Genomic DNA, 18,279 nt, shown 5'->3' with positions numbered 1-18,279 from the left:
AAACAAGGTCTGTTTAGAGACACTAACAACACACACATATATGTTAGGTATTCGGGAAAGGGGTAAGACACATGGGCTGGCTATGGTTAACAATTATCGGCATTGTCATTTTACTAGTTGGTGTAGCCATCGGTTTCTTTATCGCAAGAAAAACGATGATGAACTATCTGAAAAAGAATCCTCCTATTAATGAACAAATGCTGCGCGTTATGATGATGCAGATGGGGCAGAACCCGTCCCAGAAGAAGATCAACCAAATGATGAAAGCAATGCAGCGACAACAAGATAAGAAATAACGGTCAGCACCCTTCTAGCTTCTGGAGGGTGCTTTTTTATCCATAGAGAGGATGAGAGGGATGCGCGCTTTTTGGGATTTACGCTGGTTTTTCTGGCAGGAGCGGTTCAAGTACAGCTTCGGGATTCTTCTGCTCATTATTGTGGCCCTGCTTTCCCTTCTGCCGCCGTATGTGGTCGGGGTGGTGGTCGATGCGATCGAACAAAACCGCCTGACGACCGGCATGCTTGCTGGCTGGATGGGAGCGATGATTGCGGCAGGGATATGCATGTACGTGCTCCGGTACGTCTGGCGTATTATGATTTTCGGCTCCTCGCTCCATCTCGGCCGGACGCTCCGCTACAATCTGTATCAGCACTTCACGCGGATGAGCAGCGATTTTTTTGGACGGAAACGGACCGGGGATCTGATGGCACACGCCACCAACGATATTACCGCGGTGCAGATGATGGCCGGGCAGGGAGTTTTAACGATTGTGGATTCGCTCGTCATGGGAGGATTCGTCGTTCTGGCCATGGCGGTCGGCATAAGCTGGCAGCTGACGCTGATTACGCTCCTGCCGATGCCGCTGATGGCTCTGTTGACAAGCTGGTACGGCCACCTGCTTCATCAGCGGTTTGGTGCTGCCCAGCAGTCCTTTTCGCAGCTGAACAACCGGACGCAGGAAAGCATTTCCGGCGTAAAGGTAACAAAAACGTTCGGGTACGAACGTGAAGACATCGAAGCGTTTGATGAGCAGTCCCGGGACGTGGTGGACAAAAACGAGCGGGTCGCCCGCATTGACGCCCTGTTTGATCCGACAATCACCCTTATCATCGGCGTATGCTATCTGCTCGCGATTGGCTTTGGTGCCGGCTATGTGAACGACGGGACGATTACCATCGGGCAGTTAACGACGTTCAGCGTCTATTTGGGCATGCTCATCTGGCCGATGCTTGCGTTTGGGTGGTTTTTTAACATTATTGAACGCGGGCACGCGTCGTATGACCGCATTCGCAGCCTGATGGCTGAGCGGACTGACATTACCGACCAGAAGGCCGGAGTGGAGGACGTGCCGGCTGGGGCAGTGCAGATAGACATAGATGAATTTTACTATCCGCGGTCGGAAACGAGCGCACTGCACGATATTCACGCGTCCGTGCAGCCGGGACAAACCATCGGGATCGTCGGGCGGACCGGCAGTGGGAAAACGACGCTTTTGCGGCTGCTTCTCCGGGAGCTGAAAAGCGGGGACGGAGCCATTACAATTGGCGGAACGCCCGCAGAGGCCTATTATCTGGACACGTACCGCCTCGCATTCGGAAATGTGCCGCAGGAGCATTTTCTGTTTTCGATGACGCTGGCAGACAATATCGCCTTCTCCAACCCGGAGGCCACCCAGCAGGACATTCAGCGTGCGGCCGGACTCGCAGCCATTCATGACGATATTGTGGCGCTTCCCTACGGCTATGCGACAGCTGTCGGGGAGCGCGGTGTCACTCTTTCCGGAGGCCAGAAGCAGCGTATTTCGATTGCGCGGGCGCTTCTGCAGAATCCGGAAATTCTCATCCTGGATGATGCTCTTTCCGCCGTGGACGCAAACACCGAGCAGCAGATTCTCGAAGCGCTGAAGCAGGAGCGCCGGGGGAAAACGACCTTTATCGTGACGCACCGCATGAGCACGGTAAAAGAAGCGGATGCGGTGTGGGTGATGGAGCACGGCACGATCGTTGAAAACGGCTCCCACCGTGCATTAATGGAAGCCGGAGGCATCTATGCAGAAATGGTGAAGCGCGAAGAACTGAAGGCTCAGGTGGAAAGGGGGGACCGCTGATGCTGCACGAGGATAAAGTGTTAACCAAACAGGAGCAGCGGGCGATTGTGAAGCGGCTGTTAAAGTATGCAGGTGTTCACAAACGGCTGCTGGCGTTTGCCTGTACGTTTCTTGTGATCGGCGTCGGCGCGGAGCTCCTCAGTCCGTACTTCGTAAAGGTCTTTATAGACAGCTACGTGACGCCAGGAGTATTTCCGGCGGATGAATTGACGTGGCTCGCGTCCATCTTCGCAGCGGCCACCGTTCTTTCCGCGGTGATGGTGTATTTTCACACCTACTGGTTTCAGCGCATTGCGCTGAAAAGCATTCAGCAAATCCGCGTCGATGTGTTTTCGAGCGTCGAAGAGGCGTCGATGCGTTTTTACGACCAGACGCCGTCCGGAGCGCTCGTGAGCCGGATCACCAACGACACCGAGCGGATCCGGGAGCTGTACATGGAGGTGCTTTCGACCTTTATCCAGAACGGGGTGTTTCTGGTTGGGGTGCTTATCGCCATGTTCTTTCTGGACGTCCGCCTTGCGGCTGCGGCGATACTGATTATGCCGCTTCTGCTTCTGCTGATGATGCTTTACCGCCGCTACAGCGCCAGGTACTACGGGGAAATGAGCGGCAAGCTGAGCCGGCTGAACACGAAAATTAACGAAAGCCTGCAGGGCATGTCGGTCATCCAGCTGTTCCGGCAGGAGAACCGGATGAAGCAGGAATTTTCCGGAATCAATGATGCCCACTACGAAGCCGGGCTGAAAAGCATGAAAATTGACGGCCTGCTGCTTCGCCCGGCGATCGACCTCGTGTCGGTGCTTGCTCTCGTCGGCGTGCTGTCGTATTTTGGCATTTTATCGATGGAAGGGGCCGTACAGGTCGGAGTGATTTATGCCTTCGTCAACTATTTTGAGCGCTTCTTTGAACCGGTGAATGAAATCATGCAGCAGATGTCGCTGTATCAGCAGTCGATTGTCTCCGCCGGACGGGTGTTTCATTTAATGGATGTGACCGGCCAGGAGGCAGCAGTGACGAGGGGCCGGCAGACCGGGGAAGCCTCACGGAGCGGAGAGATCGAATTTGATCACGTGACGTTCAGCTATGACGGCGAGCATCCGGTCCTCCGGGACATTAACCTGTCGGTAAAAGAAGGCGAGACCATTGCGATTGTCGGCCATACCGGCAGCGGTAAAAGCTCGATCATTAACCTGCTGCTCCGGTTTTATGAACACGATGCCGGCACCATCTTTCTCGGCGGAAAGGACCTGCAGCGCTGGCCGGAGGAGGCGCTGCGCCGGCACGTCGGACTTGTTCTGCAGGATCCGTTTTTGTTTACGGGAACGGTCAGGGAAAATATTGCGATGCACAACCACCGGCTGAGCGACGAGGAGGTGCGGCAGGCGGCTGCTTTTGTCGGGGCGGATCAGTTTATCGAAGCACTGCCGGATCAGTACGACGAACAGGTGGGCGAGCGGGGGAGCTCGTTTTCGAACGGCGAAAAGCAGCTGATCACGTTTGCCCGGACCGTCGCCCATGATCCGAAGGTGCTCGTACTCGATGAGGCAACGGCCAATATCGACAGCGAAAGTGAAGCGGTGATCCAGCAGGCGCTGGCAAGCCTTGTGGAAAACCGGACGACCATCATGATTGCCCACCGGCTCTCCACGATCCGGCACGCTGACCAGATTATCGTACTGCATCAGGGGGAAATTGCTGAACGCGGTACGCACCAGGAGCTGCTTGCCTCCGGGGGACTGTATGAAAAAATGTACCGGCTGCAGCATGAAAATGAAGAGGTGCTGTAAAAGAGCGAACAATTGCGGGCCGCCGCTTCGGGGTGTATCATAAGGGCAGGAAAGCCTTCATGTGATACACCCTATTTTTATAGAAAGGAAGGCGGCCGAAGTGAGTACACTGCTGATTATTACGACCCTCACGGCCTTTTTTATGGCTTCTGTCGTGATCGTCATCCGCATGAAAGCCATTAAGCAGCCGGCGACATTCAAAAAAATCGTGCTGCCGCCGTTTTTCATGGCGACGGGAGCGCTGATGTTTGTTTACCCGCCGGCCCGTCCGACCGGGCTCGAGGTCGGCGAGGCGCTTCTCGTCGGGTTTGTTTTCTCCTTTCTGCTGATGGCCACCACATCTTTTGAAATACGGGAACGCCGGATTTTTGTGCGCCGGTCCAAAGCTTTTTCATTCATTCTGGTCGGCCTCTTAATTGTGCGGACGATCATTAAGCTGATCATCGGCGATGCGATTGAGCCGGCAGTGCTTGCCGGAATGTTCTTTCTTCTGGCATTTGCCATGCTCGTGCCGTGGCGCGTTTACATGGCCGTGAAATACAAACAGCTCGAAAAGGTTCTTCAGCGGGAGCCGGAGCCCGACAGCTCCGTACCTTCCCGCCATTCATCCTAATGAAAGGGAGAAGTGCCCATGTCCAATGATGTAAACGAACACCTTCAAAATGAAATACACGGAAAGAAAATGCCCAATGAAGCGGAGCGGCGTCTGTATCTTGATACGTACCGCGAACGCGTCATTCTTGCACTGACGAAAAAACAGGTGATGGAAAAAGGTATACGCCAGGAAGTGCTGAATGCGATGCATGACCAGAAGGCGAAGGAAGTACTTGTCGACGGCCATCTGAGCCTTGAAGCGCTGCGGCCGTACCGGAAAGCAGCGGAGACCCGCCGCATGTCTTACCGGCGCGTCACGCTCGATGAGCCGGAGGGCGCGTACGGCCTGGTCGTCACGTCCGACACCGCGATTAACCGTGAGGACGTGTTTGCCGAGGATGAACCGGAAGCAGATGCCGGAAATCCGGATGCGGGAGAGAAAAAACCGTGGTGGAAAAAGCTGCTCGGGATCTGACAAACGAAAAAAAGAGGCAAGCGTTTTCCGAATTTTTATCCGAAAATATTTATCTTTGAGGAAAGTTTTGCTATTCTATGAAAGTGGGTCGAGAAACAGATCAGGAAAGGCGGCAGTGAAGTAATACAGCTGCAGGCCTTTCTGCTTATCCTCATCTACTTTTTCGACAACGTTATTGGATTGTTGTATAATAGATCAAGAAGGAGGGGTACATATGGCTCAAAATCAAGACGTATTCAATGCTCGCAAGGCTTTTGAATCGAATGGCAAAACGTATTACTATTACGACATTAAAGCTATTCAGGATGCAGGAGTCGGCGATGTGTCGAAGCTGCCATATTCCATTCGTGTGCTGCTCGAATCTGTACTAAGACAGTTGGACGGACACGTAATCAAACAGGAACATGTAGAAAGTTTGGCAAAATGGGGATCGGAAGAAGGCTCCAAGTATGACGTGCCATTCAAACCATCCCGCGTTATTCTCCAGGACTTTACCGGGGTTCCGGCAGTCGTGGACCTGGCATCGCTGCGGAAAGCAATGAATGATTTCGGGGGAGACCCGGATGTCATCGACCCGGCAATTCCGGTGGACCTTGTGGTGGACCACTCAGTACAGGTGGACCGTTACGGTACTGATGACTCGTTAAATCAGAACATGAACTTTGAATTTTCGAGAAACGAAGAGCGCTACAAGCTCCTCAGCTGGGCAACCAAAGCGTTTAACAACTACAGCGCTGTACCGCCGGCTACAGGCATCGTGCACCAGGTGAACCTGGAGTACCTTGCTTCCGTTGTACACACAAAAGAAACCGAAAACGGCGAGGTGGACACGTATCCGGATACACTCGTTGGTACGGACTCCCACACGACCATGATCAACGGCCTCGGTGTTCTTGGCTGGGGTGTTGGCGGTATTGAAGCGGAAGCGGGCATGCTGCAGCAGCCTTCCTACTTCCCGGCACCTGAAGTGGTCGGTGTTCGTCTCGTAAACTCCCTGCCGAACGGTTCGACAGCGACAGACCTGGCGCTGCGCGTTACCCAGCGGCTCCGGGAAACGAACGTTGTCGGTAAATTTGTGGAATTCTTCGGCGAAGGCCTGGCGGAAATGCCGCTTGCTGACCGGGCGACGATTTCCAACATGGCACCGGAATACGGCGCGACCTGTGGGTTCTTCCCGGTCGACGAAGAAGCGCTCAACTATCTGCGCCTGACCGGCCGCGATGAAGAGCATGTGCAGCTTGTCAAAGACTACTGCAAGCAGAACCACATCTTCTTTGATCCGTCCGAAAAAGAACCGCAGTTCACCCAGGTGATTGAAATTGACCTGGCGGAAATCGAACCAAGCCTGAGTGGTCCGAAGCGTCCGCAGGATTTGATTACGTTATCCGACATGAAAAAACAGTTCAATGATGCGCTTACGGCTCCAGCCGGCAATCAGGGATTCGGCCTGTCTCCGGAGGAGATCGACAACGAAGCGACTATCGAACATCCAAACGGCAAAACGTCGACGATGAAAACCGGGGCGCTTGCCATCGCAGCCATCACAAGCTGTACGAACACGTCCAACCCATACGTAATGATCGGCGCAGGTCTTGTCGCCCGTAATGCGGTGGAAAAAGGACTGGAAGTACCGGAGTACGTTAAAACGTCGCTCGCTCCAGGGTCCAAGGTGGTTACCCGCTATCTTGACGACTCCGGCCTGATGCCGTACCTGAACGATCTCGGGTTTAACCTGGTCGGCTACGGCTGTACGACGTGTATCGGTAACAGCGGCCCGCTGCTCGAAGAGATCGAAAAAGGGATCACAGACAGCGATCTGCTTGTATCATCCGTATTGAGCGGAAACCGTAACTTTGAAGGACGGATCCATCCGCTCGTCAAAGCCAACTACCTGGCATCGCCGCCGCTTGTTGTAGCGTACGCGCTGGCCGGCACAGTTGACTTTGATATGTACCGTGATTCGTTCGGCAAGGATAATGACGGCAACGACGTATACTTTAACGACCTGTGGCCGTCCGCGACCGAAATCAAAGACTTTATCACGCAAAACGTGTCTCCGGACCTCTTTAAAGAAGAGTACGAGACTGTCTTTGACAACAACGAGCGCTGGAACGAGCTGCAGTCGGACGAAAATGCGCAGCTGTACGACTTTGACGATGATTCCACGTACATTCAGAATCCGCCGTTCTTTGAAGAAATGTCCAAGGAGCCGGAAGACATTAAACCGTTGTCTGCTCTGCGGGCCGTGGCGAAATTCGGCGACTCGGTTACGACCGACCACATTTCCCCGGCAGGGTCCATCGCGAAGGACAGCCCGGCCGGCCGCTATCTGATGGAAAAAGGCCTGAAGCCGGCACAGTTTAACTCGTACGGTTCCCGCCGCGGTAACCACGAAGTGATGATGCGCGGAACCTTCGCCAACATCCGGATTAAAAACCAGCTGGCGCCTGGCACAGAAGGCGGATATACGACCTACTGGCCAAACGGTGAAGTGCTGTCCATCTATGATGCAGCGATGAAATACAAAGAGGAAAACACTGGCCTGCTTGTAATGGCCGGCAAAGATTACGGCATGGGAAGCTCCCGTGACTGGGCAGCGAAAGGGACAAACCTGCTCGGCATCAAGACCGTTATTGCGGAAAGCTTCGAGCGTATTCACCGCAGTAATCTTGTGCTGATGGGCGTGCTCCCGCTGCAGTTCCAGGAAGGCGAAAACGCTGATTCTCTCGGCCTGACCGGAGAAGAGCATTTCGATGTGAAAATTGATAATACCGTAAAGCCGCATGACATGATAGACGTCGTCGCCACTGATCAGGACGGCAAAACGACTACCTTCCAGGTGGTTGCCCGTTTTGACAGTGACGTCGAGATGGATTACTATCGTCACGGTGGTATTTTGCAGATGGTTCTCCGCAACAACCTTGAAGCGGCAGAAGCAAAACGCAATCAGTAAGTGTTAACAGAAGGTCCCGGTCCGCCGGGGCTTTCGCTTTAATAATATTTAAAATTTCACATACCGCAATGATAAAATTTGTCACACCTTTATCAACCTCTTATAATAAAAACAAGGACTAATGCGTGTTCAACCAGGGAATACGATAAAGATGACTACTCATTTTCGTCCTTTTCCCGATAGGGGGTGCCTTTATTGCAAATTAACGAGCAAAATAACATTTACGATATAATCGATAGATGGGAAAAAGAAGAAAATAATATCACAGTCAAACGGGCCTACGAGTGCATCCGGACGCTGGAGGAAAACGAACAGCCCTCCGGCTGCGCGCGCGTATACGCGCTCATGGCCAGAGACCGGTGGAAGCATCAGCGCCGGTTTGACCCGATGATCCGCAACTGGCTGCAAAAGGCAGAGGAGCTTGACGATTCGGTGCCTCTTCTGCAGCAGCTGCGGCCGATGGAGCGGATCGACAGCATTCAGGAAAACATTCTGGATACCCAGCTGACGCCGCTCCGCGAAACGGATCCGGCATCGGCCCGCTACCGCGTGGCTGAACAGCTGCGCGAGCAGTGCCGTCAGATGATTCAGTATCTTGATGATACGCTTGACACGTGGAATCCGGAAGAATTGACCGTAGACTTTTTGAACGTGGTGGAAAACGAACACCTGCGGGAGCTTCCGTTTCTGCTTGAAAACATCAAGCAGGCGTGCGAACGGCTGGCATTGAGCGCCCAGGCCTATATGGATACAGCCTCGGGCTCGTTTTATTCGCCCGAAGCCGTTCGCGAAATTAAAGAAGCAATCAGCCATGTGGAGCAGCTAAAGGGAAAGTGGAACGAAGCGTCGAGCTCACTCACGAAGGTGGGCGAAGAGTATGCCGACCCGCTTGAAGAGCTCAATGACATGATCGGCCTTCACGGCGTAAAGTCCCGCGTGCATAACATGTATCATTATCTGCAGTACCAGAAGCGGCGGAAGGAGCAGGGGTATCAGTGGAAGGATGAACGAAGCCTTCATATGATTCTGACGGGCAACCCCGGCACGGGCAAAACGATGCTCGCCCGCCTGCTGGCTAAGATTTATCACCAGCTCGGCCTGCTGCAGCGCGATGAAGTGCTTGAAACCGACCGTTCCCGCCTCGTCGGCTCGTACGTTGGCCAGACCGAGGAAAAAACCATGGCGCTGATCAAGGAAGCGGTCGGCGGCGTGCTGTTCATTGATGAGGCCTACAGCTTAAAACGCGAAGGAATGGCCGGAAACGACTTTGGACAGACGGCGATTGACACTCTGGTCTCGGCGATGACGAGCGGGGAGTACGCCGGTACGTTCGCGGTTATCCTGGCCGGCTATCCGGAAGAAATGCGGCAGTTTCTGCATGCCAATCCGGGCCTTCGCAGCCGGTTTCCGGAAAGCAACCATATCCATCTGCCCGACTACAATATGGATGAGCTGATGGAAATCGGGGAAAAGGTCGCGATGGAAAACGACTTTTTCCTGAGCGAGGAAAGCAAACGGGTGCTCGAAGAACGGATTGAAAAGGAACAGGTGGATGAAACGTTCGGCAACGGCCGCACCGTTAAAAATATTGTACTCGACAGCATTTTCCAGAAAGGGGCGGCAATCGGCAATCAGGACTATATCGGTATTGACGATTTTTCGCTGTTGACCGCTGATGATATTCAGGAGCCGGAAGGCGAACAGCCGAAGGACAAACGCTCCGCCGTCCAACAGCTCGATGACTTCATTGGCCTCGATCACGTGAAGCAGGAAATGAAAAAGCTTGCCTCCTTTATCCGCGTGCAACAGCAGCGCCGCGAAGAGGGGGCGCCGACCGTGCCGATTCAGCTGCATACCGTCTTTTCCGGACCGCCGGGCACCGGCAAGACGACGCTTGCCCAGGTGTATGCCGGCATCCTGAAGGAATACGGGTTTTTAAAGCGCGGCCACTGCATCGTCGCCGGCCGCAGCGACCTCGTCGCCGAGTATGTTGGCCAGACAGCCGCGAAAACGAAGCGGAAGGTCCGCGAAGCCCTCGGCGGAGTGCTGTTTATTGACGAGGCTTACGCCCTGATGTCGAGCTCGCGGAGCGACTTCGGCCGGGAGGCGCTTGATACGCTCGTCGAAGAAATGACGAAGCACGACGAAAATCTGGTGGTTGTCCTTTCCGGCTATCCGGAGCCGATGAAGCAGCTGCTTGAAATGAACCCGGGTCTTGAATCCCGATTTAAAAAAACCTTTTACTTCCCGCCGTATACGCCACAGGATCTGGCTGAGATCACAGAGCGTTCGGTGGAGCGGTTCGGCTATCATTTTGAGCCGGAGGCGCGCGAGCTGCTTGAAAGCAGGTACGCTGTATCCAACACGGACGGCAACGCCCGGCTCGCCGAGGACGTGGCTGAAGAAATTTTTCAGCAGCAGGCCTTCCGGCTGTTCCAGTCGGAGCAGAACGAGGAAAATCTGCACGAGCTGACGGCTGAAGACGTGAAGCATGCGCTTGAAGTACGGGTGAAATCCGAAGGAGAAGAAGGACATGAAGAGCGTTCATACACCAATTGAAGTACGATATGCTGAAACGGACCAGATGGGCATCGTCCATCACGGCTCCTATGTGGTCTGGTGCGAAATCGGACGGACGCACCACATGAAGGAGATGGGCTTTTACTATCCGGATATTGAAAAAGCCGGCTATTTGTTCCCGGTGCTCGGTATTAATATTGATTACGAAACGCCCGCCGTCTACGGCGAGGATGTGGAAATTGAAACGTGGATTGATTCTTATGACGGAGTGCGTGTAAAATATGGGTATATTGTGACTAACGCCGAAGGTAAGACGTGCATCCGGGCGTTTTCGAGCCACGTGTGCGTCCGAAAAGAAACGTTTAAGCCGGTAGCCATCCGCAAGGCGCTGCCGGACTGGCATGAGGCCTACAAGCGGCTGGCGGGCTCTACGGCCGCGGGTGCTGCCAAAGGTGGTGGAGACGATGGCGTTTGGCATTAAAGCCCATGAGCTGAGAGCCTGGAAGCAAAAGGCAGCGGCGGGCGAAGTGGCCCTCTTAACGCATTACTGGTATGATCCGCGTTTTCCCGACTGTGATACGGTCACAAAAGCCTCCTGCCGGGACGTGGAAACACTTGCGCGCTGGGGCAGGCAGTACGGGCTGAAGGCCGGATGGATCCATTACCGCGACGACTACCCGCACTTTGACCTGCTTGGGGACTACGAGGCGCACATTCTGTTCGAGGAAAAGCAGTGGAAACAGATGGAGCGGTTTGGTATCCAGGCTCCCCGTTCAAACAAATAATTTAATCTGGAGGCACGAACTATGAATGCAACACAGAATGAAATTATTGAAGCACTGCAGACGACGCCGGAGATTGATCCGAAGCAGGAAATCGAGCGCCGGGTGCACTTTTTAAAAGAATACGCGAAGCAGGCCGGAGCCAAAGGCTTTGTACTCGGCATTTCCGGCGGCCAGGATTCAACGCTCGCCGGCAAGCTCGCCCAGATGGCTGTGGATGAGCTTGAAACCGAGCAGGCCGTGCCGTTTAAATTCGTCGCGCTCCGTCTGCCGTACGGCAAGCAGCACGATGAAGACGATGCTTCGAAGGCCCTTGACTACATCGAGCCGCAGGAAACGTATACGATCGACGTGCAGCCGGGTGTGGACGCGTCGGTGCACGCGTTTGAGCAGGCCCTCGGGACGACCATGTCCGACTTTATCAAAGGCAACACGAAGGCCCGGGAGCGGATGAAGGCCCAGTATGATGTCGCCGGGGCCGAAGGCCTGCTTGTGCTCGGCACCGATCATGCGGCAGAGGCGGTCACCGGCTTTTATACGAAGCACGGGGACGGCGCCTGCGACGTGGCACCGCTGTTTGGCCTGAACAAGCGCCAGGGCAAAATGCTGCTGCGCGAGCTTGAAGCACCGGCATCGACGTTTGAAAAAGTCCCGACCGCCGATCTTGAAAGCGACCGGCCGGGACTCCCGGACGAGGAAGCGCTCGGGCTGACATACGATCAGATTGACGACTTTCTCGAAGGCCGCAGCATCGATTCCGAAGCCCATGACCGGCTGGTGGATATGTATAACAAAACGGCGCATAAACGGGAGCTGCCGGCAACGCTGTACGATACGTGGTGGAAAGAATAAAAACGTCTGCGGATGGTCCCTTGCGGCCATCCGTTTTTCACAAAAGCGGCAAAGACTGGACGCCGGCCGCGATGTTTGATATACAGATAACAGAAAGTAAAGGAGAGAACACCGAAATACGCTAAAGGAGTACGATAGTGCATGCCTATTAAAGTGCCTGACTATTTACCGGCCAAAGATACGCTGGAAAAAGAGAATATTTTCATCATGAACGAAAGCCGGGCCTACCTGCAGGATATCCGCCCGCTGAAAATCGTTATCCTGAACCTGATGCCGTTAAAGGAACGCACAGAGACCCAGATTCTGCGGATGCTCAGTAATACGCCGCTGCAGGTGGACGTCTCCTTTCTGCACCCGGACACCCACCGCTCCAAAAATACGCCGCGCGAGCATCTGTCTTCGTTCTATAAAACGATTGATGAAGTGCGGAGCCGGAAATTCGACGGCATGATCATCACCGGAGCGCCGCTTGAAAAAATTCCATTTGAAGAGGTGGACTACTGGGAAGAGCTGCAGAGCATTCTCGACTGGAGCGACCAGAACGTCACGAACACGCTGCACATCTGCTGGGGCGCCCAGGCCGGCCTGTACCACCACCACGGCATCGATAAGCATCCGCTCCCGAAAAAGCAGTTCGGCGTGTACCCGCACTATATTAACGGCGGCAACGAAAAGCTTCTGAGCGGGTTCGACGATCAGTTTTATGTGCCGCATTCCCGGTACACAAAAACGAGACGGGAGGACGTGGAGGCCTGTCCGGACCTTGACATTCTGTCAGAATCCGACGAAGCCGGGCTGTATATCGTGGCGACGAAGGACCGTAAACGGATTTATGTGACCGGCCACAGCGAATACGATGCAGAGACGCTGCGCGATGAATTTGAACGCGATATGCGGCGCGGACTCGGAACAGAGGTGCCGGAAAACTATTTTCCGGAGGACAACCATCTGTATTCCCCGCTGAAAATGTGGCGCGCCCACGCGACGCTGCTGTTTACGAACTGGCTGAACTACTATGTGTATCAGGAGACGCCATTCGACTTTGCCTGAAGCTGTTTCCAATTTTGGAAACAGTTTTTTCAATCGGCGGAAAAAAGATGATATAATAGACGCGTGTGTGAACAGTAAGAAACGATAAACTGGCAGAGCCGCCGAAGACTGAGAGCGGAAGATTGGGTGATGGAGTTGGATGCGCTAGACGTATTGATGAACAAAGAACGGGTCATGGTATACTTTCAGCCGATACTGAGCGCAGATAAGCTGGAAATTTCTGCGTATGAAGTGCTCGGCCGCTTCCAGAACGACAACGGGACCGTCGAAACGCTTGAGAACTGCTTTCGGGACCCGAACGTGCCGTGGGAGTATAAACAGGAAATCGACCGTGCCGTGCACCAGGCTGCCCTGGAAACATTTGTGGCCGGGGAGCGGACGGACATGATTTTTTTGAACGTGGATGCGGCCACCATTCTGGGGGACGGGGGAGACGGGCTGGTCGAATTTTTGCTCGGGTACGAGGAGAGGGGCATAGCCCCGACCTCGATCTGCCTGGAGCTGAAGGCGACGGATTTCCAGCAGGACCTGTCCCGCCTGAAGCATTTTATGCAGTATGCCCAGAGCGCCGGATTGACGATTGCGATTGACAATCTCGGCAAGGAAGCGATTCATTTGGAGCAGATTGCCTACTTAAAGCCGAACGTGCTGAAGGTGGACGTAACATTTTCTGAAAATTTTGCAGTGCCGAGCATTTACCGGGACGTGCTGCATTCGTTATCGACGCTGTCGAGAAAGATTGGAGCTTCGCTTTTATTTGAAAAAATCGAATCGTTTAATCAGCTGAACTACGCCTGGCGCAACGGCGCCCGGTACTACCAGGGATTTTATCTCGACAAGCCGAAAGAGACGTTCATTGAAAAGGATCAGTTTCAGGAACGGATGAAAAAAGACATCCATCATTTTATTGATGTGGAACGCAAAAAAATTGAAGCTCAGATCCAGCTTACCGCCGAGCTGAACCAGCGGCTGAACGACCGGCTCAAGCATGCGGAGGTGATGGAAGACATTGACGGGTGGACGCTGAAAACCGCAGAGTCGCTCGAGGAAATGAGCTTCCGGGTGTATGTGTGCGACCGGGAAGGGTATCAGCTTTCCGGAAACGCCTCGCGTCAGAACGGTGAAGCGTGGGAATACCGGACAGAGGAGCGCAACCGCAACTGGAGCTGGCGCCCGTATTTTCTGGAGAATATTGTACGCATGAATTTTGAACAGCGGGGGATTCTTTCCGATATGTATACGGATTTTCACAGCGATGAAATGATTCGGACGTATTCTCATCCAATTACGGAGGATCTGTATGTGTTTGTGGACATTCCCTACGCGTTTTTGTATGAAAAAGATTATCTGCTGTAAACAGCGCCGGCTTCTCCTGCTGTGGAGGAGCGGCGTTTTTACATAAAAAGGAGCGCGGTATCGGTGCAGCGGCCAAGTCTTGATATGTATCAATGGAACAACGACACGGTCCGGAGCTTTTTTTCCCGACATACGTTTTCGCAGGAAGCGGTCACATACGGCCTGGAAGAGGCCCGGGCCATGCCGGCGCTTGGCGAAGAGGAGCAGAAGGACCTACAGCGGCTGAAGGCGAAAAATAACGCATCGGCGTACCACATCCTCGTCTGCGGCCATTTTTCCGCCGGCAAAAGCACGCTGATCAATCAGCTGCTGGACGGGGAATGGCTGCCGGCCCACCCGGTGCCGACGAGTGCAAATATCGTTTCATTTACAACCGGCAGTACTATCTCCTATGAGGTTACGACCGGCGGACAGACAGCGGCCGTACCGCCGGAGGACTGGACGAACGCCTGGATGATGGCCAGAGAGACCGAGCGGGTGGAGGTGAAGCATCCGGATCTTCCGCTGCCGCCGGGAGTGACGCTTTTTGACACGCCGGGCATCGACTCTACCGAAGCCGCTCATCAGCGGGCAGCGGAGTCGGAGTGGATGATAGCGGATGAACTGTTTTACGTCACCGACTACCAGCAGGTGGAGTCGGAAGAAAATTTTTTATTTCTGCAGCAGCTGAACGAGCAGTATGTCCGCCCGTCGCTGATCGTCAACCAGGTGGATAAGCACGAGGAGGAGGAGCTTTCATTTCAGGCGTACCAGGACCGGATTCGGCAGAGCCTGGACCGGAGGAAGATCGAATACGGGGGTATTTTCTTTGTGTCTGCTCTTTATCCGGAACGGACCGCTGATGCATGGGAAGCCCTGCGGGAAAAAATGCTGCCTGAGGATTCCGGGGAGCGGAAGGAGCGCATCCGCCAGACGTGCGCCTCGAGGGCCTACTACATCACTGTCTCTCATTTGCGGAGACGTCTTGCTGACGCGGAGCCGGACGGGGATGTGCAGCACATCTGGGAGACGTTTCCCACACCGGGGGCCCTTTATGAGGCGCTCGAGGCCGATCAGGAGGCTGCCGGACAGTTCAGGCACTGGGAAACGAAGGCGGAAAAAGCGATGCGCCGGACCATCCACGACGGCTTCGCCCGGGCCAAGCTGATGCCTTATCACACCCGGGCAGCCGTGCATGCGTATCTGGAATCCCGTCTTGTCACCTTTCGTGTGAAAAGCTGGCTGGGGACGCAAAAAACAGCGAGGGTTCGTAAGGAACGTGAAGCACGGGTGATGGAAGAACTGAATGAAAACATTAAAAACGAGCTCGAAAACCATTTAAAACGTGATATGAAGCAGACCGCTGAACGATACGCCGGCAGAGATCCGGAAGTGGAGGCCGCTATTGAGGCCATGGAGGTGCGCGCGGACCCTGCCATGCTAGAAGAAGCGGAAAACAAGGGGGCACGTCTCACCGAGGCCTACGCAAGAACCTATTGCCGCACGCTGGAGGAAAAAATGCAGACGGCCTACCGCCGGCAGCTCGCTGACTGGATGCCGCTGTTTTTGGAGAAGGCCCGTGCCCATAAGGAGACGAAAGCCCACCGGCAGGAAACGAAAGCGGCAGCCCACCAGCAGGCATGGGAGGCTTATGAAGCGTGGCGAAGGGAATTTTATCAGGTGAAGGAACTGCTGGAGACCGCGCAGCAGCGGTGGGCCCAGGAGGCCGTTCCGCTGGCGCAGCCGGCAGAGCGTGAGCCAGTTACCCAGGCTGTGGCTCCTTCGACGGGCGAGCAAGTCTATTCGGTGCAGGAATGGTACCGCGATTACCTGGACAGTGCCGGCAGGAAGCGGGAAGCCCGCCCGGATCCGGAGGCAGCGGCAGATAAGTGGCAGAAGCTGGCCCGGCTCGTACAGCCGTATGCACCGCTTGAAGGTTTTGCCCGGCGGCTTGAGTCCCGGGCCCAGCGGCTTCGGGAGCAGGCATTCCGCGTTTCCTTTTTCGGCGGGTTCAGCGCCGGGAAATCCACCGTGGCCAATGCCATGGCCGGGGAAACAGCACTGCCGGTGTCGGCAAATCCGACCACAGCAGCCATTACTCATATCAAAGCGCCGGACGGCCGGTACCCGGACCGGAGCGCGGTGATTTATTATAAGCAGCAGGCCGACGTCCTGCAGGACATGAATGACCTGCTCGCGCCGTTCGAGGTGCGCCTTTCGCATGTGACGGAATGGAGCAGCCGGTACGCCTCCTATGAAGAAGAGCTGCAGGAGCGTTCGGAGAAGGCCGAAAAGCAGAAACGGACGGAACTCGAGCAGCAGCATCTGGAGCCGCTTGCGTTCGACGCCATGCGGGAGGAAGAAAAAAGGATGCTTGATCAGTATGTGGCGTCCTATCAAAAGCAAAAGAGCAGCGCCGGCCGCCGGGAAACAGTTTCCCTGGAAGCTTTCCAGGAGGCCGCCGGTGCTGAAGAAGCCGCCATGATGATCGAACGGGCGGATGTTTATCTTTCTACGAGGTGGACCGGCAGAGGGATGGAGGTCGTCGATACGCCCGGCATTCATTCGGTGTATCAGCGGCACGCGGACATTTCGTTTCAGGAAATGAAGCGGGCGGACGCTATTTTGTTTTTATCGTATTACAACCATGCGTTTTCCCGCGGGGACAAAGCGTTTTTGGAACAGCTGGCTGCGGTGAATCAGACCTTTTCCTACGATAAGCTCATTTTTTTAGTCAATGCAGCGGATCTGGCCGCCGGCAGGCGGGAGCTTGAGGAGGTTCTCCGGTACGTCCGGGAGGAGCTGGCCGCGATTGGCATTCATGATCCGCTCGTTTTGCCCATTTCCGGAAAAGTATCGCTTCAGGACAAAACGGCCGGCGGCCTGGAAGGATTCGAGGCCGTATTTGAGCAGTTTCTTTCCGCTACGCTTGAGACGACCGTGATGAAAGAGGGGAGCCGGGAAGCAGCAGAGGTCCTGGACTATGTGGAACGGACACGGGCGGAGGCAGGACGGACGGATGCCGAACAGGAGCAGGAAAGGCAAAGCGACATCGCGCAACTGGAGCAGTTCACCGCGCAGGACAAATGGACGGAATCATGGAAGCGCATCGAAAAGCGGCTTTCGGAGGAAACAGAGGAGTTGTTTTTTTACGTGCGCCAGCGCCTGTTTTATTATTACCGGGAGGAATTTCAGTTCTGGTTTTCGCGGGCATACTTTCACGACCAGTCGTCGTTTCGCTCCCAGCTTCGCCGGAAAACGACGGAGGCGGTCCAGCAGGTGCTGCAGCGCTTCATACAGGAAACAAGGATTACCTCCGCCCGGATTGAGCAGTGGATGCACCGTACCATGAACGAGGAAGAGCAGTACTGGAGAAAGCAGCTTCCGGACTCTTTCCGTTACGTATTTTCGGGGGAGCAGACGGCTTTTCCATCAATCGAATTCCCCCCGCCGGAGGTGCCGGCGATCGCAGAAGCAGTTGAAGGCGAGTGGAAGACGCTGACCCACTATGATTTTTTCATGAAGGGGCAGAACAAGGTGTACCGTGAAGTGCTGGAGCAGCAGCTGCGTCCCGTCGTGGAACAAGAACTGCAGACCGTGAAAAAAGACGTCTATGCGTGGGCAGAGGCGGCTGCGCGGGAACGGTGGAAGCAGCGCACGGCTGAGTGGGAGGCGGCTTCACGCCGGCAGGCGGAGTGGCTCAGGCAGGAAAAAACAGGAGAAACCGAACAGGAGTGGGCGCAGCTTGAAGCAGAGGTCCGGAGGCTGGTTGGACAGACAGAGTAAGTGTGTTATACTACAATTACTCTGTAAGATAAAGGAT

The 18,279-nt window shown here is 54.7% G+C and carries 13 protein-coding genes; all 13 read left to right on the top strand.

Annotated features, from left to right (window positions below):
- Positions 1-71 precede the first annotated feature (71 nt).
- Positions 72-296 carry a YneF family protein gene (locus ACTTK7_RS07275; RefSeq protein ID WP_462867008.1) on the top strand — a complete coding sequence of 75 codons (225 nt, stop codon included), beginning with the start codon at positions 72-74 and terminating at the stop codon, positions 294-296.
- A 60-nt stretch (positions 297-356) separates the two neighbouring features.
- Positions 357-2,108: an ABC transporter transmembrane domain-containing protein gene (locus ACTTK7_RS07270; protein ID WP_462867006.1), complete on the top strand. Its 1,752-nt coding sequence runs from the start codon at positions 357-359 to the stop codon at positions 2,106-2,108.
- Positions 2,108-3,895 (top strand): ABC transporter ATP-binding protein, encoded by a 1,788-nt coding sequence (locus tag ACTTK7_RS07265; RefSeq protein ID WP_462867005.1) that lies wholly within the window; start codon positions 2,108-2,110, stop codon positions 3,893-3,895. Before ACTTK7_RS07270 ends, ACTTK7_RS07265 begins: the two co-directional genes overlap by 1 nt.
- 100 nt (positions 3,896-3,995) lie before the next feature.
- Complete coding sequence (locus ACTTK7_RS07260) at positions 3,996-4,508, top strand: CcdC family protein (protein ID WP_462867003.1); 513 nt, start codon at positions 3,996-3,998, stop codon at positions 4,506-4,508.
- An 18-nt stretch (positions 4,509-4,526) separates the two neighbouring features.
- Positions 4,527-4,964 carry a DUF1694 domain-containing protein gene (locus ACTTK7_RS07255; protein WP_462867002.1) on the top strand — a complete coding sequence of 146 codons (438 nt, stop codon included), beginning with the start codon at positions 4,527-4,529 and terminating at the stop codon, positions 4,962-4,964.
- A gap of 214 nt (positions 4,965-5,178) precedes the next feature.
- Entirely contained in the window at positions 5,179-7,917 is a 2,739-nt protein-coding gene (acnA, locus tag ACTTK7_RS07250) for an aconitate hydratase AcnA (protein ID WP_462867000.1), read from the top strand.
- A gap of 195 nt (positions 7,918-8,112) precedes the next feature.
- Complete coding sequence (locus ACTTK7_RS07245) at positions 8,113-10,476, top strand: AAA family ATPase (protein WP_462866998.1); 2,364 nt, start codon at positions 8,113-8,115, stop codon at positions 10,474-10,476.
- Complete coding sequence (locus ACTTK7_RS07240) at positions 10,451-10,918, top strand: acyl-CoA thioesterase (protein ID WP_462866997.1); 468 nt, start codon at positions 10,451-10,453, stop codon at positions 10,916-10,918. The genes ACTTK7_RS07245 and ACTTK7_RS07240 overlap by 26 nt, the downstream gene beginning before the upstream one ends.
- Complete coding sequence (locus ACTTK7_RS07235; protein WP_462866995.1) at positions 10,902-11,222, top strand: hypothetical protein; 321 nt, start codon at positions 10,902-10,904, stop codon at positions 11,220-11,222. Before ACTTK7_RS07240 ends, ACTTK7_RS07235 begins: the two co-directional genes overlap by 17 nt.
- Positions 11,223-11,243: 21 nt before the next feature.
- Positions 11,244-12,071 carry an ammonia-dependent NAD(+) synthetase gene (gene nadE / locus ACTTK7_RS07230; RefSeq protein ID WP_462866993.1) on the top strand — a complete coding sequence of 276 codons (828 nt, stop codon included), beginning with the start codon at positions 11,244-11,246 and terminating at the stop codon, positions 12,069-12,071.
- Between the two features lie 141 nt (positions 12,072-12,212).
- Entirely contained in the window at positions 12,213-13,121 is a 909-nt protein-coding gene (metA, locus tag ACTTK7_RS07225; protein ID WP_462866991.1) for a homoserine O-acetyltransferase MetA, read from the top strand.
- Positions 13,122-13,250: 129 nt separating this feature from the next.
- Positions 13,251-14,477 carry an EAL domain-containing protein gene (locus ACTTK7_RS07220; RefSeq protein ID WP_462867059.1) on the top strand — a complete coding sequence of 409 codons (1,227 nt, stop codon included), beginning with the start codon at positions 13,251-13,253 and terminating at the stop codon, positions 14,475-14,477.
- 63 nt (positions 14,478-14,540) lie between these two features.
- On the top strand, positions 14,541-18,242 hold the full coding sequence (locus ACTTK7_RS07215; RefSeq protein ID WP_462866989.1) for a dynamin family protein: 3,702 nt from the start codon (positions 14,541-14,543) through the stop codon (positions 18,240-18,242).
- Positions 18,243-18,279 lie beyond the last annotated feature (37 nt).

The organism is Marinococcus tarijensis, assembly GCF_054971385.1.
The sequence above is the reverse complement of the archived record's forward strand: the minus strand, read 5'-3'. Positions and strand labels throughout refer to the sequence as shown.